This is a genomic window from Leucothrix mucor DSM 2157, from assembly GCF_000419525.1.
GTDB lineage: Bacteria > Pseudomonadota > Gammaproteobacteria > Thiotrichales > Thiotrichaceae > Leucothrix > Leucothrix mucor.
In genome coordinates, this window is sequence record NZ_ATTE01000001.1 from 785,945 (window position 1) to 806,979 (window position 21,035).

General features: G+C 50.1%; 18 protein-coding genes. 12 read left to right on the plus strand and 6 right to left on the minus strand.

The genetic code is table 11. From position 1 onward, the window contains the following. Window positions 1–57: 57 nt before the first annotated feature. The 4 genes from LEUMU_RS0103495 to LEUMU_RS0103510 are packed head-to-tail and all read right to left on the minus strand — an operon-like array spanning window position 58 to window position 4,159. Window positions 58–663 (minus strand): CDP-alcohol phosphatidyltransferase family protein, encoded by a 606-nt coding sequence (locus tag LEUMU_RS0103495; protein ID WP_022950887.1) that lies wholly within the window; start codon window positions 661–663, stop codon window positions 58–60. Then, a complete protein-coding gene (locus tag LEUMU_RS0103500; RefSeq protein ID WP_022950888.1) occupies window positions 656–1,312 on the minus strand; it encodes an ATP-binding cassette domain-containing protein in 657 nt (218 codons plus the stop codon). Before LEUMU_RS0103500 ends, LEUMU_RS0103495 begins: the two co-directional genes overlap by 8 nt. 7 nt (window positions 1,313–1,319) lie before the next feature. Continuing rightward, on the minus strand, window positions 1,320–2,999 hold the full coding sequence (locus LEUMU_RS0103505) for an ABC transporter permease (protein ID WP_157474248.1): 1,680 nt from the start codon (window positions 2,997–2,999) through the stop codon (window positions 1,320–1,322). After that, on the minus strand, window positions 2,972–4,159 hold the full coding sequence (locus LEUMU_RS0103510; protein WP_051156096.1) for an ABC transporter substrate-binding protein: 1,188 nt from the start codon (window positions 4,157–4,159) through the stop codon (window positions 2,972–2,974). The genes LEUMU_RS0103505 and LEUMU_RS0103510 overlap by 28 nt, the downstream gene beginning before the upstream one ends. 319 nt (window positions 4,160–4,478) lie before the next feature. On the opposite strand from LEUMU_RS0103510, the gene alaS reads away from it, so the two are divergent. From alaS to LEUMU_RS0103530, 4 genes are all read left to right on the plus strand, one after another. Further along, window positions 4,479–7,103, plus strand: a complete 2,625-nt coding sequence (gene alaS / locus LEUMU_RS0103515; RefSeq protein WP_022950891.1) for an alanine--tRNA ligase — start codon at window positions 4,479–4,481, stop codon at window positions 7,101–7,103. After that, entirely contained in the window at window positions 7,104–8,336 is a 1,233-nt protein-coding gene (locus LEUMU_RS0103520) for an aspartate kinase (RefSeq protein WP_022950892.1), read from the plus strand. It begins immediately after the preceding gene. A 222-nt stretch (window positions 8,337–8,558) separates the two neighbouring features. Continuing rightward, window positions 8,559–8,765, plus strand: a complete 207-nt coding sequence (gene csrA / locus LEUMU_RS0103525) for a carbon storage regulator CsrA (RefSeq protein WP_022950893.1) — start codon at window positions 8,559–8,561, stop codon at window positions 8,763–8,765. A gap of 194 nt (window positions 8,766–8,959) precedes the next feature. After that, entirely contained in the window at window positions 8,960–10,948 is a 1,989-nt protein-coding gene (locus tag LEUMU_RS0103530; RefSeq protein ID WP_022950894.1) for an SLC13 family permease, read from the plus strand. A gap of 174 nt (window positions 10,949–11,122) precedes the next feature. Here LEUMU_RS0103530 and creD read toward each other — a convergent pair whose 3' ends face one another. Next, window positions 11,123–12,493 (minus strand): cell envelope integrity protein CreD, encoded by a 1,371-nt coding sequence (gene creD / locus LEUMU_RS0103535; RefSeq protein ID WP_022950895.1) that lies wholly within the window; start codon window positions 12,491–12,493, stop codon window positions 11,123–11,125. 80 nt (window positions 12,494–12,573) lie between these two features. Here creD and tsaD point away from each other — a divergent pair, with 80 nt between their 5' ends. Then, a complete protein-coding gene (gene tsaD, locus LEUMU_RS0103540; protein WP_022950896.1) occupies window positions 12,574–13,587 on the plus strand; it encodes a tRNA (adenosine(37)-N6)-threonylcarbamoyltransferase complex transferase subunit TsaD in 1,014 nt (337 codons plus the stop codon). Here tsaD and LEUMU_RS0103545 read toward each other — a convergent pair. Then, window positions 13,552–14,964 carry a cytochrome-c peroxidase gene (locus LEUMU_RS0103545; protein WP_169446355.1) on the minus strand — a complete coding sequence of 471 codons (1,413 nt, stop codon included), beginning with the start codon at window positions 14,962–14,964 and terminating at the stop codon, window positions 13,552–13,554. The genes tsaD and LEUMU_RS0103545 overlap by 36 nt on opposite strands. Before the next feature lie 221 nt (window positions 14,965–15,185). Between LEUMU_RS0103545 and rsxA the strand changes: the two genes are divergently transcribed. Genes rsxA through nth form a run of 7 tightly spaced genes read left to right on the plus strand, consistent with a single transcriptional unit; the run spans window position 15,186 to window position 20,981 of the window. Next, window positions 15,186–15,770, plus strand: coding sequence for an electron transport complex subunit RsxA (rsxA, locus tag LEUMU_RS0103550; RefSeq protein ID WP_022950898.1), 585 nt, complete (start codon window positions 15,186–15,188; stop codon window positions 15,768–15,770). A gap of 6 nt (window positions 15,771–15,776) precedes the next feature. Then, on the plus strand, window positions 15,777–16,349 hold the full coding sequence (gene rsxB / locus LEUMU_RS24455; protein ID WP_022950899.1) for an electron transport complex subunit RsxB: 573 nt from the start codon (window positions 15,777–15,779) through the stop codon (window positions 16,347–16,349). Continuing rightward, complete coding sequence (rsxC, locus tag LEUMU_RS0103560) at window positions 16,346–17,986, plus strand: electron transport complex subunit RsxC (protein WP_026744458.1); 1,641 nt, start codon at window positions 16,346–16,348, stop codon at window positions 17,984–17,986. The genes rsxB and rsxC overlap by 4 nt, the downstream gene beginning before the upstream one ends. Then, window positions 17,976–19,022 carry an electron transport complex subunit RsxD gene (gene rsxD / locus LEUMU_RS0103565; protein WP_022950900.1) on the plus strand — a complete coding sequence of 349 codons (1,047 nt, stop codon included), beginning with the start codon at window positions 17,976–17,978 and terminating at the stop codon, window positions 19,020–19,022. Before rsxC ends, rsxD begins: the two co-directional genes overlap by 11 nt. Next, window positions 19,012–19,635, plus strand: a complete 624-nt coding sequence (gene rsxG / locus LEUMU_RS24460) for an electron transport complex subunit RsxG (RefSeq protein WP_022950901.1) — start codon at window positions 19,012–19,014, stop codon at window positions 19,633–19,635. Before rsxD ends, rsxG begins: the two co-directional genes overlap by 11 nt. Continuing rightward, a complete protein-coding gene (locus LEUMU_RS24465) occupies window positions 19,628–20,356 on the plus strand; it encodes an electron transport complex subunit E (RefSeq protein WP_022950902.1) in 729 nt (242 codons plus the stop codon). Before rsxG ends, LEUMU_RS24465 begins: the two co-directional genes overlap by 8 nt. Beyond that, on the plus strand, window positions 20,349–20,981 hold the full coding sequence (nth, locus tag LEUMU_RS0103580; RefSeq protein ID WP_022950903.1) for an endonuclease III: 633 nt from the start codon (window positions 20,349–20,351) through the stop codon (window positions 20,979–20,981). The genes LEUMU_RS24465 and nth overlap by 8 nt, the downstream gene beginning before the upstream one ends. Window positions 20,982–21,035 lie beyond the last annotated feature (54 nt).

Genomic DNA, 21,035 nt, shown 5'->3' on the forward strand with positions numbered 1-21,035 from the left:
AATCATTCCCGCAGTACCATGAAGCCCGCAGAGGCTGTTTTGGCGCGGATGTCAGCCCTATTTGAACTGACTCATGCCGGCAGAAATACGCAAAAAAGTGGTGATGATACATATTAATGCGAAGCCGTAGGCGAACACCCCGAACCAGCTCGGAAATAAACACATCAAAGCGAACACAAAAATTGTTTCAGTCGCCTCTGATAAACCGCCCAAATAATAAAAACTCTTATCCGGAAACGCCAAACTGCTTAAATTTCGTTTTGCGGCAATGGTGGCGAAGGCAAGGAAGCTACAGCCAGTGCCAATAAACGCATAAATTAGCACGGCAGCAGGCAAGGCGTTTAGCTCTGGATTGCCCAGTGCAAAGCCCAATGGAATGGCTGAATAAAACAGAAAATCCAGCACGATATCCAAAAAACCACCACGATCAGTAGGCTCAGTGAGGCGCGCTAAGGTGCCGTCAAGGCCATCGAACAAGCGGTTGAGTAAAATGCAAACCAGTGCCAGTAATGGGTGGTTAAAGGCCAGTAACGGGAGCGCCATCATGCCGACCACAAAGCCTGCGACCGTAACTTGATTGGCCCCAATGCCACGGGCTAATAGTGACTTGGCAATGGTTTGCAGCGTACTGCGGGTGGCATCGAGGACGCGTTTATCAAACATTGGCTGGCTCCGGTGAGCTGAGTTCTAGTACGCGCCCACCGGCGGGAACGTCTTCAGCATCGTGGGTGACGAGTAAGGTAGGGATTTTGCGCTCGGTAACCCGGTCGTACACAAACTGCCGGAATTGCTGGCGAAGTTCGGCGTCGAGTTTGGAAAAGGGCTCATCCATTAGCAGCGCCTGAGGCTCGGCTAGCAAAGTACGTAGCAGGCTCACACGGGCGCGTTGGCCGCCGGATAGTGTGGCAGGGTCGCGATCATGGAATGCACCCAACTGGACGCTATCCAGCACCTCCTCAACCGCTGCACGGCGCGCTTTGCGGCCTTTAATGTGCGCGGGTAGGGCATAAGCCAAATTGTCGCCTACGCTGAAGTGCGGGAATAATAAATCTTCCTGAAACAAGATGCCGACCCGACGTTGCTCGGTGGGCAGCTGGTCGATGTTTTTGCCATCCAGCCATGCTTCGCCGCTAATGGTAAACATTGGCTGGCGTGCGCCAATCAACCAGTTAAGCACGGTTGATTTACCCACACCGGATGCGCCCATTAGCGTCATGACTTCACCGGCGGCGATGTCAAAATTCAACGGGCCGATTAGGATTTCGCCTTCATTGCGCCGGATAATGAGTTGTTTAACACTGAGCATATTCATGATCGGATTATTTCAGTCCTTGTCGGTTTCTGGCCTGCCAGTTGGCGAGCATAATGGCGAGTATAAAGGCGCATAATGGCAATGCGGTTTGCAGCAAACTTTGCACAGCCAGCACCCGACGATTACCGCCAGCACTCAGCGCGACCGCTTCGGTGGTTACAGTGGCAAAGCGCCCGCCACCAGAGAATAGCGTCGGTAGATATTGCGCAACGCTCACCGCAAAGCCGACTGCCATCGCTGCCATAATGGGCCGTAATAGCATTGGCCATTTAATGCGTAAGCAGCCTTGCAGATGAGTGTGACCAAGTGCTTGGGCGGTACACAGATAGCGGTTGTCGAAAGTGTGATAGGGGCCAACCAGTACCAAGACCATATAGGGGAAGGTCCACGTCAGATGGCTCCAGATCACGGCAACGGCCGTGCTGTCTAAGTTCAGGTGTAGTAGGATATTGTATTGCGCAGCGGCCAGCGGTAAGGAGGGCAAAATCAGTGGCGCATATAGCCAGCCATGATGCTTACGCGAACCCCATTCCAGCCAAGCTAAAGTCAGTGGCAAAGCAATCATAACGGTTGCTGCGGCAATCCAAAAGGCGGTAAATAGCGGGCCAAAATCAGCTTGCTGCCAGCTCGCTAGACTGAGTTTCCCTGGCCATAGCTTTGGGAAAAACCATCCGCCAGCGACTGACCATAGTCCCAGTATGGCTAGCGATAACCAGCCCGGAATAAAGCTGAGCACGCCATAAATGGCTTTATTTTGCAGCTGCTTGCCGGGTTTACGCAGGCCAGTAGGGTTGCGATAGAGGCGTTTGATTAAAGACCATGCGCCGCGCCCTAATAGAATCAATACACCCAAAATTAGCATTAAGCTAAGTGCCGCTGCGCTACCTTTGGACTGTGTCATGGAGTCTGGATCAGTAAGCCATTGCCAGCACAGTACTGCGAGCGTTGGTGGCGTCGATGGCCCTAAAATCACAGCCATATCCACGACTGATAGGCTATAGGCTAATACGGCTACCAGTGGCCAACCCATACGAGGGAGCACTTGCGGCAGAATCACGCCTAACCAGACCTGTCGGCGGGAATAGCCCATGCTATTGGCAATGGTAATTTGGCGGGAAATGGTCTGTTCGCCCAGCAACGTCGCCAAAATCCATAACAGAAACCACGTTTCCTTGATCGCCATGGTGATGGTTAAACTAATCGCGTAGGGGTCTTTAATGCTGACCCATTGCGGCGGGCTGCCCCAGCTAAAGACATTAGCCAAGGCTCTAGCCAACCAGCCAGACGGCGCAACCAAAAAGGCTACGCCGATCGCAAAAGCAATGTGCGGGAACGCCAAAAATAGCGGCAACTGGCGGGTTGTTTGCGTCCAGCCCTTGCCAGGGTATAGCCACATGGCCAGCAGACTGGCACATAATAGCGCCAAAAAGCTGGAGCCAACCGAGGAGGTTAGGGTGCTCATTAGCGCCGGTGGCAGCTGTGGGTCAGAAACAAAGGCCTGCCAAGTCGCCAACTCAAACGTTGGCCATAGCACCCAGAGCAAACCGGGTACTAGTGGCAATAACGTAAGCGAAACGCCGGCTAATGCAACCAGCGAGCCCGTCGAATAGCGACGTTTAGGCATTAGCGAGCGTTCCAAAGGACGCTGAGCATCTGTGTTTATTGTGTTCCGTATCGCTTCAGCCATTCTGCTTCCAGTGCCTCAACCCAAGTTGCGTGTGGCTCTGGCAGCGTTACAACAACGTCGCTTAAACCGCCAGGGGCGCGTTTATTAAAAATGGCTTGTTGTGCTTCGCTTAACTTGCTGGCATCTAATACCGAGGGGTCGCCCCAGATGCTGATATCGGCTTTACGCACTTGCGCTTCAGGTGACATCAGGAAGTTAGTGACAACTTGCGCGCCTTGCTTGGCCTTGGCGTTAAATGGAATTGCCAGAAAGTGCACATTACCGATGGTGCCTTTATCAAAGCCAAAGCTATAGGTGCTTGGTGGAAGCTGTTCGGTAGCGACTAGGTTTGCGCCTTCATTTGGATTAAATGTCAGTGAGATTTTTATCTCGCCATCGGCTAGCTTCTGGTGCATTTCAGCATTGGTTGCCGGAAAGGCTTTACCTTCGCGCCATGCAACTGGGTGTAGCTTATCCAGATAATCCCATAGCGGTTGGCTGAGCGTGGCGAATTCATTGGCCTCAACGGGCTCTAGCAGTCTGCTTGGGTCTTCGATTAACTCAGACAGCAGCTGTTTTACAAAGGTTGTGCCATGAAAATTAGGTGGCTTCGGGTAGCTGACGCGCCCCGGATTTTTGGTAGCAAAGGCCAGTAATTCTTCAGCAGATTTAGGTGGCGTTTCCACACTGTTTTTATCCGCGATAAAGGTTAACTGTGCCGTACCCCAAGGGGCTTCAAGGCCGTCGGTGGCTTCGGAGAAATCTTGTCTTACAGGTTTGTTGGTATCGACAAATTGCCAGTTAGGCACTGACTCAGCCCATGGTCCGTAAAGCAGGCCGTTGGACTTTAGCGCGCGGAAATTCTCGCCATTCACCCACATCAAATCAACTGAGCCGCCTTCATCACGACCGGCTTTTTTCTCCGTATTAATGCGTTTAACCATTTCGGAAGCATCGGTAATTTTGACATGCTCAACGGTAATGCCGTAGCGTTTTTGAACTTCTTCACTGGCCCACTTCACATAGGCATTCACATTTTCACTGCCGCCCCATGCATTGAAGTAGACAGTTTGACCTTTGGCTTGTTCGGTGATGTTGTCCCAAGATTCGTCGGCGAAAGCGTTGGTGGAGAAGCTACCAACGATGGCCATGATGGCCGCCCCAATTAAACGTTTTTTCATAAGTAGTACCATGATTTCTTCAATAGATTATCGGGATACGCAATCCGACTTTATATTTATTTCAATACGTGAATATTGCCATTTCAGATGCGTAGGCTTTTTAATTATTACTATGATTAGTCGCACATAATTGATGATTATAACTCGATTTAATCGGGTTTTGCCGGAATAATATGCAAAGTCATCGCGCACGATACAATTATTTACGTGTGCTTAACTTGAATAATTGTTGCTAAATCGCGACAATGAGGGGTTTGATTAAGTCCATCGTTTTTATCAGACTTTCATTTAATATTCGCTAGTCCGCAGAGGGTTTCACATGCAACGCAACAGCACTGCCGAAGTGCGGCAACAATTTCAGGATTTTTTCGCCGCAAAGGGCCATGAAATTGTTCCGTCCAGTTCATTGATTCCGGGTAACGACAAGACTTTGTTGTTTACCAATGCGGGAATGGTTCAGTTTAAAGACGTATTCACCGGTGCCGAAACGCGCCCTTACACTCGTGCTGTAACATCCCAGCGCTGTGTACGTGCGGGTGGTAAGCATAATGACCTTGAAAACGTGGGTTACACCGCGCGCCATCATACGTTCTTCGAAATGCTGGGTAACTTCAGCTTTGGCGATTACTTCAAGCGTGAAGCGATTGGCTATGCGTGGGAGTTTTTGACCGAAGTCGTTAAGCTGCCAAAAGAGAAGCTGTGGGTCACGGTGTATGCCGATGATGAGGAAGCTGCCAACATCTGGATTAATGAGATGGGTTTTCCTGCTGATCGCATCAGCCGAATTGGTGATAAGCCGGGCAAGCCATATGAAAGTGATAACTTCTGGGCGATGGGCGACACAGGGCCTTGCGGGCCTTGCTCTGAGATCTTCTATGATCACGGTGAAGAGATCTGGGGTGGCCCTCCGGGGACGCCGGAAGAAGATGGCGACCGCTTTATCGAGATCTGGAACATCGTATTTATGCAATACGAGCGCTCTGCGGATGGCACAATGAATCCACTGCCCAAGCCTTCCATTGATACCGGTATGGGTCTTGAGCGTTTGTGTGCGATTTTACAAGACGGTCACAGCAACTACGATATCGACCTGTTTCAGGCACTGATCAAAACAATTGCAGAAATGACGGGCACTGAGGACTTAAATGAAGCCTCTTTGAAAGTTATTGCTGATCATATTCGCTCCTGTTCGTTCCTGATTTTGGATGGTGTAGTACCATCAAATGAGGGACGTGGTTATGTGTTGCGCCGGATTATTCGCCGCGCAGCCCGTCATGGTCATAAGCTTGGATTTGAAGGCGCGTTCTTCTACCGCTTAGTTGGGCCATTGGTTGAGCAAATGGGCGCAGCATATCCGGATTTGGCCGCGGCTGAATCACAAATCGCTGAGACCCTGAAAAAAGAAGAAATTCGCTTTGGCGAAACGCTGGATAAAGGCATGAAGTTGCTGGATGCGGCGATGGAAGACGTCAGCGATGGCGTACTGCCAGGCGAAGTGATCTTCAAACTGTATGACACTTACGGATTCCCTGTTGACTTAACTAGCGATATTGCGCGTGAGCGTGGCTTGTCGGTGGATGAGGATGGCTTTGAAGTCGCGATGAATGCACAGCGTGAACAAGCACGTGCCGCCGGAAAGTTTGGCGTGGACTATACTGATAAATTAGATGTTGACGGTGAGACTGATTTCACTGGCTACGATAACGTTGAAAGCGACCAAAGCAAAGTGATGTCGATCTTTGTTGATGGCGAAGCCGTTGATGCCATTAGTGCTGATCAAACTGCGCGCATTGTGCTGGATATTACACCGTTTTATGCCGAGTCCGGTGGACAGATTGGAGATAGCGGCCAGCTGGTTGCGGGTGATGCCGTATTTGCCGTGAGCGACACGCAAAAGCAGGGCACTGTATTCCTACATCAGGGAAGCTTGAAGTCTGGCAGCCTGAAAGTGGGTGATTCGGTACAAGCCTTGGTTGATGCTGAGCGTCGTCAGGCGATTGTGTTAAACCACTCTGGCACGCATTTGATGCACAAAGCGTTGCAGCAAGTATTGGGCAATCATGTGGAGCAAAAAGGCTCGCTGGTCACCGCTGAGCGTTTGCGTTTTGACTTCTCTCATCCTGAGGGCGTTAGTGCGGCTCAGATTGCTGAAGTTGAAGCGATTGTGAATCGCGAGATTCGTGCCAATGCGGCAACGGAAGCTGAGCTGACTACCATGGAGCGTGCGCTGGAAAAAGGTGCAATGGCTTTATTTGGTGAGAAGTATGGCGAAGAAGTTCGGGTACTGACTATTGGTTTCTCTACTGAGCTTTGTGGTGGTGTACACGTTAAGCGCACGGGTGATATTGGCTTATTCAAAATTGTGAGCGAAGGTGGTGTTGCCGCTGGCGTACGTCGTATCGAAGCGGTGACGGGGGCGAATGCACTGGCATGGATCGATGCACGTGAAGCGCAATTGTCGCAAATCGCACAAGCGGTTAAATCCAATGTGCAGGATGCGCCTGACAAAGTCATGCAGCTGGTTGACAAGTCTAAGCAATTGGAAAAAGAGCTGGATCAACTAAAGCTACGTTTGGCCTCTCAAGCTGGTAATGATCTGGTTTCACAAGCGGTTGATGTGAATGGTATTAAGGTATTGGCTGCTCACCTTGAGGGTGCTGATCCTAAGTCATTACGCGATACGGTTGATCAGTTGAAAAACAAACTGGGTCGTGCGGCAGTGATTGTGGCGACGGTTCAGGGTGGCAAAGTCAGTTTGGTTGCGGGCGTCACTAAGGCAGAAAGTGAGACGATTAAAGCCGGTGCGTTGTTGTCGCACGTTGCGGCGCAAATTGATGGTAAAGGTGGTGGACGTGCTGATATGGCACAGGGCGGCGGTAATAATCCGGATGCCTTGCCACAGGCTTTAGAATCTGTCGTTAATTGGGTTAAGGAACACGTTTAAATGGCTCTTATTGTTCAAAAGTACGGAGGGACTTCGGTTGGAAGTCCTGAGCGGATCATCGAAGTAGCTAAGCGGGTTATCCGCTGGCGAGAACGTGGTAATGATGTGGTGGTTGTGGTCTCGGCAATGTCGGGCGAAACCAATCGCCTGGTCGGCCTGATTAATGCTTTAAATCCGCAAGGGCCAGCACGCGAGAAAGACGTTGTGCTATCCACGGGTGAGCAGGTCACAATTGGTCTATTGTCATTGGCACTGGACTCTCTAGGTTGCCCGGCAAAATCATACACTGGCCAGCAAGCGCGAGTGATTACGGATAGCGCCTTTAGTAAAGCGCGAATTCGTCAAATTGATGACACCAAAATGCGTGAAGACTTGGCTGAGGGCAAAGTCGTTGTTGTGGCAGGTTTCCAGGGTGTGGATGCTGGTGGCAATATTACGACTCTAGGCCGTGGTGGTTCAGATACGACGGCAGTGGCTTTAGCGGTTGCGCTAAAAGCTGATGAGTGCCAGATCTACACTGATGTGGATGGTGTGTATACCACTGACCCACGCATGGTGCCAAGCGCTCGCCATATACCGATGCTGGCTTTAGAAGAGATGCTGGAAATGGCCAGCCAAGGTTCTAAAGTACTGCAAATTCGGGCGGTTGAGTTCGCTTACAAATATAATATGCCGATTCGGGTGCTATCTAGTTTCGATGAAGGTGATGACGGTAAAAGTACGCTAGTGACGCGTGAGGAAGACATTATGGAAGAAGTATTAGTTCGTGGCGTAGCATTTAACAAAGATGAGTCGCAGTTAACCATTAAAGGCGTGCCGGATAAGCCAGGCGTTGCTTATGAGATTTTAGGTCCGATTTCGGATGCTAACATCGAAGTGGATATGATCCTGCAAAATGTCGGCACTGATGGCACAACGGACTTCACTTTCACCATTCACCGTAATGACTACGCTGAAGCGATGAAGATCCTGCAAGCAACTGGTGAGCGTTTGGGCGCGGCTGAGTGCAGAGGTGATGACAAGATCGCTAAGGTATCGATTGTGGGCGGCGGTATGCGCTCTCATGCGGGTGTTGCGAGCGGTATGTTCAAAGCATTGTCAAAAGAAGGGATCAATATCCGTATGATTTCTACCTCAGAGATTAAGATCTCTGTTGTTGTGGATGAGAAGTACCTTGAGTTGGCGGTAAGAACTTTACACGACACCTTTCAACTGACTGAAAAAGGGGCTTAAGCGCTAACATTAAAGGTTAGTAATTAAGTGTAAGTTCAGCTGAAATGTGAGAATGTTAGCGCGTCCGTATTTATGTTGTTTTAAAGCCACAATTAAAATTATAAGCGAAGTGCCTAATCTGCTTTAACACCGGCCTTGATCCTGAGGCCACTGAATACTGGACGTAGATTAGAGCCGTATTGGCACAGGGTAGTATAACAATTATTAAACGGAGAATTAGGGATGTTGATTCTAACACGGAGAGTGGGCGAGACACTCATGATAGGGGATGATGTGAGTGTGACTGTCCTAGGCGTTAAAGGAAACCAAGTTCGAATTGGTATCGATGCGCCGAAAGATGTAGCAGTACATCGTGAAGAAATCTACGACCGCATTAGAGACGAAGAGTCTGGGGCTGTTAAGTTTGAAGAAGACCCCACACACAGCTGATTACCACTGATTTTTCCAATAACCGGGACGGGGCAATGTTCCGGTTATTGGAAAATAAGACACCCCGTATTATTTTCTGCACGATACCCCTCTCTATATATTCTATGTTCCAAGCTTTGCTGATACCCTCGTTATCCTTAATTTAGGTGTAACGTTGTTTAGTGGCAGCGACACAAGCACTCAAGGAATAAGATATGGCAGCTATTTGGCAGACGATTGCCGATAAACTCACCGCACAAACGCGAATTTCCTCAAAAACACTGATTTCCGCCATTCTGTTTACACTGGCTGGCGCGTATATGGTGACCCAGACGCCCACCATTGCGGTGAGTTGGGTTGTGGTGATTTTGCTATTTACCATCTACCTGTTTGTGTTTGAAGTGGTGGATGTGGATGTAGCTGCTGTACTCATCATGGTGTTACTAGGCTTATCCTCGCTGCTTGGACCGTATATTGGCTTGGATGAGAAAGGTCTGGTTGATAACCAACAACTATTCAATGGCTTCTCCAGTAATGCGGTGATGTCGATTATTGCCGTGATGATCATTGGTGCAGGCTTGGATAAAACCGGTGTGATGAGCAAGGTCGCAACCTTTATTCTGAGAGTCGGTGGCACCAACGAAAATCGAATCATTCCAATCGTTTCAAGCACTGTTGCGTTTATCTCCTCGTTTATGCAAAACGTGGGCGCTGCTGCCTTATTCTTGCCAGTGGTTGCGCGGATATCCTCGCGCTCTGGTTTGCCGATGTCACGCTTGCTAATGCCAATGGGCTTTTGTGCCATTTTGGGCGGCACAGTGACCATGGTTGGCTCTTCACCGCTAATTTTGCTGAACGATCTAATTCATACTTCAAACCAGTCCTTACCCGCTGACAAGCAGATGGATTTGTTTGGTTTGTTCGCCGTAACACCGATTGGTGCGGTGTTGGTATTGACCGGTATTTTCTATTTCGTGGTTGCCGGGCGCTATGTGTTGCCAGTATCAAATCAGGAAACTAGCGGCTCGAAAAGCGGCGGCATGCAGTATTTTCAGGATGTGTACGGCATCAACTACGATGTATTCGAAGTGGTTATCCCGCCAAACTGCGAGCTACTGAATAAGCATTTGGATGATGTGGAAACCGAGTACCGAGTCAGAATTGTTGCGTCAAAACACGGCGGAACAATCAAAATCGGGCCGGGCGCACATGACCGGGATACCGATTTTAAAAGCAATATGGTGATTGGTATCGTTGCCTCGCCAGATGACTTGGATCACTTTGTTGAGAAGTATCACCTGTGGAAACACAAAGAGATCAAGGTGTTTGGTGATGCCTTGTCATCCGCAAAATCGGGTATGGCTGAAGTGGTCATTCCACCACGCTCGCAGTTGGTAGGCAAAAGTGCCCGCGATGTGTGGATGCGTAAGGTGTACGGAATTGCCATGGTTGGTTTGCACCGTGCTGGCGCGACAATGCGCGAAGGTGAAGATATTCGCAGCATTCCCTTGCAGGCAGGTGACACGCTGGTGGTTCATACCACATGGTCCACGCTGGCGCGTTTAGAGCAGGATAGTGACTTCTTAGTGGTATCCACTGAGTTCCCGCATGAAGAGCTAAGACCGCAAAAAGTCGGTTGGGCAGGCTTGTTCTTTAGTATTGCTTTGTTCTTGGTGTTGTTCACTGATATTCGCTTATCGATTGCGCTGCTAACCGGCGCTTTGGGCATGGTGTTGAGCGGCGTATTGCGCATGGATGAGGCTTACCGTGCGGTATCGTGGAAGACAGTGTTTTTGCTCGCCAGTTTGATCCCCTTGGGGATGGCGGTTGAGACTTCGGGTACGGCGGCGTGGATTGCGACGCTGACGCTTAGCGTGGTGGGCGATATGCATCCTATCGTGATTCAAAGCTCGATTATGATATTGGCGACCTTCTTTACCTTGGTGATGTCGAATGTTGGCGCGACGGTGCTATTGGTGCCGCTGGCAATTAATATTGCGCATGGCGTCGGGGCTGATCCTGCTGTGTATGCTTTGACGGTGGCGATTGGAACCTCTAACTCATTCCTAATTCCAACGCATCAGGTGAATGCGCTGATTATGGGACCTGCAGGCTATCGGGTGGTGGACTTTATTCGAGCGGGTAGTGTGATGACGATTCTGTTCCTGATCGTTTCAATGACAATGATGTGGCTGTTGTTCTGACCTAAGGAATTGGCCCTGAGTATGATTCTACTTAGGGCTTTAGTGAGGCAGGATTAACTGTTGGTGCTGGGGTTAACTTTTAGAATATGACATTAGTCCAACAGTGTGGGCTGTTTAAATGGCGATGAGAATCTTAACCCGATTCTCATCGCCTCAAAACTTTACCTGTAATAACTAACTGTCGTACTTCAGGTTTCGTGTCGCAAACATCAGAATCATGATAATAAACATCATCGTTCCGGCACCGGCCAGCAAGGCATAATCTTCCATTTGCAGAATAAAATACAACACGGCATACAAGCTGCTCAGGAAGATCAAAATCAGCATAACCCGTGAGAAACTTTTCAAGATAGCAATCGTATACAGCGTGATCATACTCACCGTCGCCGTGGCGGCATACAGATAGGCCATGCGGAATGGAATCTGCTCAGATAGCGACAGCAAGATAATATAAAATAGACTCAGCGCAATGCCGATTAGCCCATATTGAATCACATGAAAGCGCGTATTCTGAGTGATTTCAAAAATCAAAAAGGTCAGGAATGTCAGGCCAATAAACAGCACGCCATACTTTACCGCACGCTCAATTTTGGCGTAAAGCGACACGGGGCTAAACAGTTTAACGCCTGATTTTAGCGCATAGAGATCATGCTTTTCCTCACCCAATAACCAATTCTGAGGATAGTTGCGAGCGATATTGGGCACTTGCCACTGTGCATCAAAGCCTTTGCTAGTGACAATAGAGCGAACTGGTGGAATATCGCCAATAAAGCTAGGGTGTGGCCATCCGGATTTGATATTGGCCGTGGTGCTTTCTCCAACTGGGGCAAAGCTTAGGCCTTCACTGCCATTCACGCTGAATTTGATCTTAAATTCCGGCAGAATCAAATCCCGCTCCAGATCCTTCATGCTGGCATGAAAACCTTGCGGTAGCAGGTTTGGCAGTAGCGTACCGGGGCGCAGTGGCGCAGTGGTATTGCTATCCCAACGCAGTGGCAGCGTTTCATCAATGGCTTTGGTATCACTCATACCGACGGCTAGCCATGCATCTTTCCAGCGTACTCGCTTTTGCTTGGAGTCGATATCAGGCAGGGCATTCATATCAAAATGCCCACTCATTTCAATGTCAGCCGTGTAGACTAGCGCATCGTAAATGCCGCGCTTGCGGTGCTTTTCCAGTATTTGAGTGTCGATGCGCAAATCTTTGGGTAGCAGCACAATGGTTTTTTCATTGAAAATATCGCGGGTAACCGTACGGGTTTCACCTTTATCATCCGTTACCGTGTCTATACTGATAATATGCTCGGTATAAGGCACGACCAGAATAGGGCCGGCAATCACTTGCTGAGTGCCCCAGGTATCGGCAATGCTGGAGATCGCGGTGCGGTAGTAATAGGTGCGGTCGCTGACCACTTGTTTTGCAAGAAATAAAGGGATTAGCATCGCCGCTGCGATAAAACCGATCAAAATACTGCGAAAACCAAGTGAATAGCGAATCGATTGCAGTTTACCCGCAGGCGTTTCTTTTGTAGATTGTTGGTCCATAAATAGTGTCAGACGCGTTCAACGCAACAAGAGTGATAATCTGGCAGAGCATACAGGATTGAAGGGGTACATTAAAGCTGATGAAAGTATTAGGGATTGAGTCATCCTGTGATGAGACAGGTGTTGCGGTTTACGACACTGAGGCCGGATTATTATCGGAGCGATTATATAGTCAGGTTGCGATGCATGCCGAGTACGGTGGCGTAGTGCCGGAGCTGGCGTCCCGCGATCATATTCGCAAGCTGGTGCCGCTAGTGCGTGAAGCGCTCAGCGATGCAGGCTTGACCCTGAATGATTTGGATGGCATTGCCTATACCTCAGGGCCGGGCTTAATTGGCGCGTTGATGGTCGGTGCATCAGTCGGGCGGACCATGGCTTGGAGTCTGAATATTCCCGCTTTGGCCGTGCATCATATGGAAGGGCATTTATTAGCCCCAATGCTGGAAGATTCAGCACCTGAATTTCCCTTTGTGGCACTGCTGGTCTCTGGCGGTCACACCATGTTGGTTCAGGTGAAAGCTGTCGGCGATTATGTGATTCTGGGTGAGTCGGTGGATGATGCAGTCGGTGAAGCGTTTGATAAGACCGCCAAAATGCTGGGCTTATCCTACCCCGGTGGACCAGAGCTGGCGAAACTCGCCGAGCAGGGTGTACCTGGTGAATATAAATTCCCACGGCCAATGGTGAATCGCCCTGGATTAGATTTTAGTTTCAGCGGATTGAAAACGGCTGCGCTACAAGCGTGGAATCAATCGGCACAGACTCCGGAAGATAAAGCCAATATCGCCCATGCTTTTCAGGAAGCGGTAGTGGATACTTTAGCGATTAAATGCGATCGGGCATTAAAGCAAACAGGCTATCAGCGCATGGTAGTGGCTGGTGGAGTGGGCGCAAATAAGCGCTTGCGCGCAAAATTAGATGAGTTAAGGGCGGAAGTGTTCTTCCCAAGACAAGCATTCTGTACGGATAATGGTGCGATGATTGCTTATGCCGGTGCCTTACGGTTGGCAGCGGGCCAGTTTGAACCCGCTACCATCTCACCAAAACCGCGCTGGTCCTTAGAGACGCTGACCGTCTTGCCCGACGCCGTGTAACATATTGCCATCCGGATCATTGGCATTCGCCGCCGGAATCCAAGGGCTTAGGCACTGACGACTCTTCACGCAAGGGTCGGTCAGTGTTTTCATAAACGCCACCAAGTCATCAATATCTTGCTTACTACTATTAGCGACCGGCTTAATGTCGATACCTGCTTTTAAGCTGCCTTGGCGGCTACGCTCCAGGCTTTTCTGGCGAATACCCGTTTGCTGTAACTGTTTCGGGTCATATTGCTTAAGCGCCTTTTGAGGGTTAAGCATGTGAGCAGTGACTGCTTCCAGTGATGTGTACGCACCGTTATGCCCCCAAGGGCCGGTGACTTCCACATTCAGCAAACTAGGCGTGCGGAAACGGTAGCGATCATCTTCCTTGCCGGAAATAATAAAGCAGCCTTGGTCATCATGACTGGTATCGCCAGCGTGTAACGGCTTACCCTCGCCAATCTGTGGCATGCCTGTATTGTAGAACTCTTCGTTCGTGAAAAAATCACCGCTATGACAGCTGGCACAGTCTGCGCCGCCTTGGCTTTGCGGCTTAAAGAACAGATTAGCCCCACGCTTGGCAGATTCAGAAATCGCCTGTTGATCACCTGCAATATAGGCTTTCCACGGATTATCAATAAACAATTGCGAGCGCTCATAATCAGCAAGCGCTTCAGATACATTCTGCTCCGTAATCAAATCGCCAATCGGCGTGCTCTTATCATTAAAGGCTTTGCGAAATGAGCTTTCCCAGTTTTGCTTTAGGCGATCAGTTAATGAGCGGCGTAAGGTTTGAGTTAAGGCGTCCGACATAAAACCACCACGCATTTCTTCTATGGAGGTGATCGGGAAGCGGGCTTGGGCTTGAACCAGATTTTCGCCACCCAGTGCATCGGCTTTGTTAAAACCGGTATCTGGTGTTTCAATCGAGTATTGATCCAAACGCTTGACGCGTCCATCGTGGAACATGTGCTTTTTCCAAAGCGCCACATTGAAGGTCGTTGGTGCGTTTCGCGGTACATTAATAAAGTCCGCTTCACTGAGTTGTCGGCCTGGGCCCAGCAAATTAACTTGGGTACTGCCAACGCCAACAGGCAACGAAAGATTATCACCGCCACCTAACATCGGATGATGGCAGGTCACGCAGGCCGAGTCCTGCTCGCCACCGAGGCTTTTGCTGTAAAACAACTGCATGCCAAGCTGCGCTTTTGGGGATTTAATATCCGGAATCGTCATGCCACGGCTTGGGTCGCCAGTTAAACCTAGTACCTGAATCAATTGCGTTAGCTCAGCATCCAGTGACGAGTTATCAGTGGATTTTGCAAAGCTCTGGCCACTTGCCATAACTAAGGCTGCCAGTAAAAGATGTACTGAGCGCATCGGAAATCTCATAACCAAACTCATTATTTTATATTGGGGATAATGATATTGGAGTGGTCAACAAAGTGGCAGCCACAGCCGCCTCGACGGGCCAGTTCCAGAGATAAGCTGCAAAAACTTGATGGAAGTCATTTCATTCAATATCAGTTGTTACTAATATTTGCGGTCACTAGTGTTAAGAGGCTGGCTATGTCAAAATGCGCGCCATCGTTGATAAAGCCTGAAATATCGTAATGAGTGAATACCTGCTGATCATTGTTGGCACCGTCTGGGTGAACAATATTGTGCTGTCTCAATTTTTGGGGCTGTGTCCGTTTATGGGCGTTTCGCGTAAGCTGGAAACCGCCATGGGTATGGGGCTGGCGACGACTTTTGTGCTGACCTTATCCTCCATCACCAGCTATTTAGTGAATGATTATTTGCTAGCGCCGTTTGGTCTGGAATACCTGCGAACCATTAGTTTTATACTGGTAATCGCCGCCATCGTCGGCTTTACCGAGCTGGTCGTGCACAAATCAAGCCCGATGCTTTATAACGTATTAGGCATCTATCTGCCGCTAATTACCACTAACTGCGCCGTTCTCGGGGTGGCATTGCTCAATGTGCAGCAAAGTCACGGATTCTTAGAGTCGGCTTTATATGGTTTTGGTGCTTCAATTGGCTTCACCTTAGTATTGGTGCTATTTGCGGCCATGCGCGAGCGAATTGCGGTCTCTGATGTGCCGCAAGCCTTTAAAGGCAACGCCATTGGCATGATCACGGCAGGCTTAATGGCACTGGCGTTTATGGGTTTCACCGGTTTAATCAAGGCGCAGTAATTCACAATGGTTATGGCAATTCTAGTAATGGTGGGTTTGGCAGCGTTTTTTGGCGCACTGCTAGGCTATGCGGCGCTTAAATTTAAAGTTGAAGGCGATCCGATTACCGATCAAATTGATCAGTTACTGCCACAAACGCAGTGCGGTCAATGTGGTTACCCCGGCTGTCGGCCTTATGCCGAAGCCATCGCCAAAGAAGAGGTGGGAATTAATCATTGCCCGCCAGGTGGTGAAGCCACGATTCAGGCATTGGCCGATCTGCTGGATGTAGAAGCCGTTCCGCTAGATGCTGAAATTGGCGAGCATCCTCCCGAGCCATTAGTGGCGATTATCCGCGAAGACACTTGCATCGGTTGCACCTTGTGCATTCAAGCCTGTCCGGTGGATGCGATTGTCGGTGCGGCGAAACAAATGCACACGATTATTGCAGATGAATGTACCGGCTGTGAGCTGTGCTTGCCGCCATGTCCCGTGGATTGCATTGATATGATTCCGGTACCTAAAACGCCGGAAACTTGGGTGTTTCCTGAGCCAAAGGGGCTGCGGAATATTCCGGTAAAAGTGGAGTACAGCGCATGAGCGGCATCGTCCAACAACTTTGGCGCATGAGCGGTGGGGTGCATCCTGAGTTTCATAAAGCGATTTCCACGCATTCGCCAATTGAAACCTCCGCCATTCCAAACGAATTAATTGTGCCATTGCAGCAGCATGTGGGGCATTTGCCTGATTTGCAGGTTAGCGTTGGTGAACCCGTTTATAAAGGGCAGGTGCTGGCGACCTCCAGTCATGCAGGCGTCAGTGCGGCGGTTCATGCGCCAAGCTCTGGCACGGTCAGCAAAATTGATAATCACGCCTTGCCACATCCTTCAGCCTTGCCGGGCTTATGCGTCACGATTAAAACCGATGGCAAAGATGATTGGGGCAGTGAGCGCATGGCTCCGCTGGCCAATTACACTGAGCAGTCGCCGGAAGAGTTACTGGCCCGTATTGATGCGGCAGGCGTAGTGGGCTTAGGCGGCGCAGTATTTCCCTGTGAAGTGAAGCTGGCTTCAGCCGGTCAAAGTCGGGTCGATACGCTCATTATTAATGGGGCAGAGTGCGAGCCATACATCAGCTGCGATGACATGCTAATGCGCGAGCGGGCGGCAGAAGTATTGCAAGGCATCGATATAGTCATGTATTTGCTGAAAGCCAAGCGCTGCCTGATTGGCATTGAAGACAATAAACCGGAAGCCGTTGCGGCGCTCAAGCAAGCACTTGCAGATCAAAGCAACTTAGCCAATGCCACCAATATCGAAGTCATTGCCGTACCAACCATGTACCCCAGCGGTGATGCGCGCCAGCTAACCAAAATTCTGACCGGCCTTGAAATCCCTCGCAATGTGCGCTCTCCTACACTGGGTTCGCTTTGCCACAATGTGGGCACGGTTTACAGTATTTATTGCGCCGTGGTGCGTGGCGAGCCGTTGCTCTCGCGCATTGTGACCGTCACGGGGGATGGCATTCAGCAGCCTAAAAACTTCGATGCCTTGTTGGGTACGCCGTTTAGTTTTTTGGTCGAGCAGGCTGGCGGCTACACCAAGCGCGCTGAACGCCTGATTATGGGCGGCCCGATGATGGGATTCGCATTGCCTAGCGATGAGTTCCCCGTGGTTAAAGCCACCAACTGCATTTTGGTTAGCTCCAAATCCGAGTTGCGGCTAAATCAGCAGCAAGAGGCACCTAGTGAACGCTTGGTGATGCCGTGCATTCGTTGCGGTAAGTGTATGCAAGCCTGTCCAGTGGAATTACTGCCGCAACAGCTGTACTGGCATGCCCGTGCTAAGGATTTTGAAAAAGCCGCCGAGCATAAGTTGGCTGACTGCATTGAGTGTGGTGCTTGCAGCTATGTTTGCCCCAGTCATATACCGCTGGTGGATTATTTCCGCTTTGCTAAAACTGAAATCAAAGCGCAAGAACTGGCGACCCTAAAAGCCAATCAATCCCGCGAACGACACGAGTTTAACGAATACCGCAAAGTGCGCGATAAAGCGGAGCGAGAAGCCAAACGCCAAAAACAAAAAGAAGCCCTGCAACAAAAGAAAGCCGGTGCTGCGGGTGGCGGCGATAATAAGCAGGATGTGATCAAAGCGGCGATGGAACGCGCCAAAGCCAAAAAAGCCGCACTCAAAGCGCAGGCTGAAACACAACAGGATGATTCTGATCATGCAGTTTGATACGCAAACCGCCAGCTTAGTCAACGACGCGCCGGATATCTCCGGCCTGATGAAGCAGGTTTTATACGCGCTGGTGCCGGGCGTACTTACGCTGCTGTACTTCTACGGCTGGGGCGTACTGATTAACGTGTTATTGGCGGTGGCATTCGCGTTATCGCTGGAAGCCTTAGCGCTGTGGGTACGTAAGCGGCCCATTAAAGCCTTTCTCAACGATTACAGTGCGGTGGTTACCGCTTGCTTATTTGCGCTGACTTTGCCGCCACTGGTTAGCTGGTGGATGATATTGGTCGGGCTGTTTTTCGCCATTATCGTCGCTAAGCATTTATACGGCGGCATCGGCTACAACCCCTTTAATCCGGCCATGATTGGTTATGCGGTGTTGATCATTTCATTCCCGCTTCAAATGAGCCAGTGGCCGGGCGCTTCGACGATTACCGGTGAATGGTTAGGGCTGGGCGACTCGCTCTCGATTGTATTCGGGATGATGGATGCCGACTGGGATGCCATTACCCGCGCCACGCCCCTAGATGCGGTACGCACCGGATTAATTACCGGTCGGGAATATCAGGAAATTGTGGCCGATGACAGCTTTGGCTGGCTATCGGGCAGCGCTTGGCAATGGACTTCGCTGGCGTATATGGCAGGTGGTTTATGGCTACTGAAAAAGCAAGTCATCAGCTGGCAAATCCCAAGCGGTGTGCTGGGGGGCTTGGTGGTGGTTTCCTTAGCTATGTGGATGTTTGATTCAACCGTCTTTGCGTCACCGGTATTTCACCTGTTTAGCGGCGCGACGATGTTGGGTGCATTTTTTATCGCGACCGACCCCGTGTCTGCCAGCACGACGCCATTAGGGCAGCTATTTTACGGCGCGAGTATTGGATTCTTTATCTACGTGATCCGTACCTGGGGTGTGTATCCGGACTCGGTCGCCTTCGCCGTATTGATTATGAATATGGCCGTGCCAATGATCGATTATTACACGCAGCCAACCGTCTTCGGGCAATACAGCAAAGGTAAAACTAAGCATGTCCGTTAATAATGTAAAAGCCATGTGGCGCTCAGGCATTACGCTGGGCTTCTTTGCCTTAGTTGGCGTTGTGTTGTTGATTGGCGCGCAGTGGCTCACCAAAGATCAGATCGCCGAAAACGATCGCCAAATGCGCCTGCAACGTTTAAACGAAATTGTGTCTGCTGCGGAGTATGACAATGACTTGCTGAGTACGGCCCAGCAGCTGGATGTGGGCATTAAAGGCCTCGCCAATACCATTAAAGTATTTACCGCAAAGCAGGGTGCTAATAGCGTTGCTCGCATCTATGAAGTCACTAGCTTACAAGGCTATAGCGGCCCGATTAGCCTGCTGATTGGGGTCGATGCGCTGGATAATAGTCTGCGTGGCGTGCGGGTTATCTCGCATAAAGAAACACCGGGCTTAGGCGATAAAATCGAAACCAATAAAGCCGATTGGATTTTGCAATTCTCGGGGAAATCCTTAAGCGATCCCGATGAAAGCCAGTGGAAAGTGCGCAAAGATGGCGGCGAATTTGATCAGTTTACCGGAGCCACCATTACGCCGCGCGCGGTGGTCAATGCGGTACGCGAAACCTTAAAGCTGGCCACCTCACAACCTTTGGAACAAGCGCATGAGTGAGCTGAGTTACAAAAAAATTATTCAGGACGGTTTGTGGCATAACAACGCCGGTCTGGTGCAATTACTGGGTTTATGCCCGCTATTAGCTGTCACCAACAACGCGGTGAATGGCTTAGGGCTAGGGCTGGCAACGCTGGTGACCTTGGTGATTTCCAATGTCTCGGTGTCGTTTAGCCGGCATTGGGTCAGCCGTGAAATCCGCATTCCGTTTTACGTAATGGTAATCGCTGCCAATGTGACGGTGGTGGACTTGCTGATGAATGCCTACCTGCATAATTTGCACAATGTACTGGGCATCTTCATTCCGTTGATTGTAACCAACTGCGCGATCATTGCCCGCGCTGAAGCCTTCGCTTCTAAAAACGCCATGTTGCCATCGTTTGTGGATGGCTTGATGATGGGCTTAGGTTTCTTAGCCGTACTGGTATTGCTGGGCGGAATGCGGGAAGTGATCGGCAGCGGCACCTTATTTGCCGATGCTTCGGTGATGTTTGGCGAGTCCGCACGCGGCTTGACCTTGCAGCTATTTGATAAAGATTATCCCGGCTTCTTGCTGGCAGTATTGCCACCCGGTGCCTTTCTGGGCTTGGGGCTGATTATCGCCATTAAAAACATGATCGATGCGCATTTAGAAAAAGGGCGCGCGGCAAAACGCTTGGAAGAAAAACAAGCGGCAGAAGCGGCGAGCCGCGTGATCGGAGGCGTGCCACAAAGTGAATAAAGAAAAGCGCTATGAAATCTTCCGACGCTGGCGAGAAGCCAATCCGCACCCGACCACTGAGCTGAACTTTGCCAACCCGTTTGAGCTGTTGGTGGCGGTCACCTTATCCGCGCAATCCACTGATAAGGGCGTGAATAAAGCCACCGACAAACTGTTTAAAGTCGCCAATACGCCGCAAGCCATTTTAGATCTCGGGCTGGAAGGCCTGCGCGATTACATCAAAACCATCGGCCTGTATAACAACAAAGCCAAGAATGTGTACGCAACCTGCGAGATTTTGGTGGAGAAGCATGGTGGCGAAGTGCCGGATGATCGTGAAGCGTTGGAAGCCTTACCGGGCGTTGGGCGCAAGACGGCAAATGTAGTGCTGAATACGGCCTTTGGCCATCCTACAATGGCGGTAGACACGCATATATTCCGGCTGGCTAATCGTACGGGGATTGCTAAAGGTAAGAATGTGGTGGAAGTCGAGAAGGGCTTGCTGCGACATATCCCTAAAGAGTTTATGGTCGATGCGCATCATTGGTTGATCTTGCATGGGCGGTATATTTGTGTGGCTAGGAAGCCTAGGTGTGCTGCGTGTTTGATTAGTGATTTGTGTGATTTTAAAGAGAAAGAGCTTTAGAGTATCAGTATCAAGAGTTAACGAGCCTATAGTAACATAGATAAAGCCAAATTT

Bases quoted from the DNA above. Each gene is read 5' to 3' on its own strand.
- LEUMU_RS0103500 (WP_022950888.1), bottom strand. From the start codon at position 1,312: ATGAATATGCTCAGTGTTAAACAACTCATTATCCGGCGCAATGAAGGC.
- alaS (WP_022950891.1), top strand. From the start codon at position 4,479: ATGCAACGCAACAGCACTGCCGAAGTGCGGCAACAATTTCAGGATTTT.
- rsxG (WP_022950901.1), top strand. From the start codon at position 19,012: ATGTCCGTTAATAATGTAAAAGCCATGTGGCGCTCAGGCATTACGCTG.
- rsxC (WP_026744458.1), top strand. From the start codon at position 16,346: ATGAGCGGCATCGTCCAACAACTTTGGCGCATGAGCGGTGGGGTGCAT.
- rsxD (WP_022950900.1), top strand. From the start codon at position 17,976: ATGCAGTTTGATACGCAAACCGCCAGCTTAGTCAACGACGCGCCGGAT.
- LEUMU_RS0103510 (WP_051156096.1), bottom strand. From the start codon at position 4,159: ATGAAAAAACGTTTAATTGGGGCGGCCATCATGGCCATCGTTGGTAGC.
- LEUMU_RS0103530 (WP_022950894.1), top strand. From the start codon at position 8,960: ATGGCAGCTATTTGGCAGACGATTGCCGATAAACTCACCGCACAAACG.
- creD (WP_022950895.1), bottom strand. From the start codon at position 12,493: ATGGACCAACAATCTACAAAAGAAACGCCTGCGGGTAAACTGCAATCG.
- LEUMU_RS0103505 (WP_157474248.1), bottom strand. From the start codon at position 2,999: ATGGCTGAAGCGATACGGAACACAATAAACACAGATGCTCAGCGTCCT.
- LEUMU_RS0103545 (WP_169446355.1), bottom strand. From the start codon at position 14,964: ATGAGATTTCCGATGCGCTCAGTACATCTTTTACTGGCAGCCTTAGTT.
- LEUMU_RS24465 (WP_022950902.1), top strand. From the start codon at position 19,628: ATGAGTGAGCTGAGTTACAAAAAAATTATTCAGGACGGTTTGTGGCAT.
- LEUMU_RS0103495 (WP_022950887.1), bottom strand. From the start codon at position 663: ATGTTTGATAAACGCGTCCTCGATGCCACCCGCAGTACGCTGCAAACC.
- rsxA (WP_022950898.1), top strand. From the start codon at position 15,186: ATGAGTGAATACCTGCTGATCATTGTTGGCACCGTCTGGGTGAACAAT.
- LEUMU_RS0103520 (WP_022950892.1), top strand. From the start codon at position 7,104: ATGGCTCTTATTGTTCAAAAGTACGGAGGGACTTCGGTTGGAAGTCCT.
- rsxB (WP_022950899.1), top strand. From the start codon at position 15,777: ATGGTTATGGCAATTCTAGTAATGGTGGGTTTGGCAGCGTTTTTTGGC.
- csrA (WP_022950893.1), top strand. From the start codon at position 8,559: ATGTTGATTCTAACACGGAGAGTGGGCGAGACACTCATGATAGGGGAT.
- tsaD (WP_022950896.1), top strand. From the start codon at position 12,574: ATGAAAGTATTAGGGATTGAGTCATCCTGTGATGAGACAGGTGTTGCG.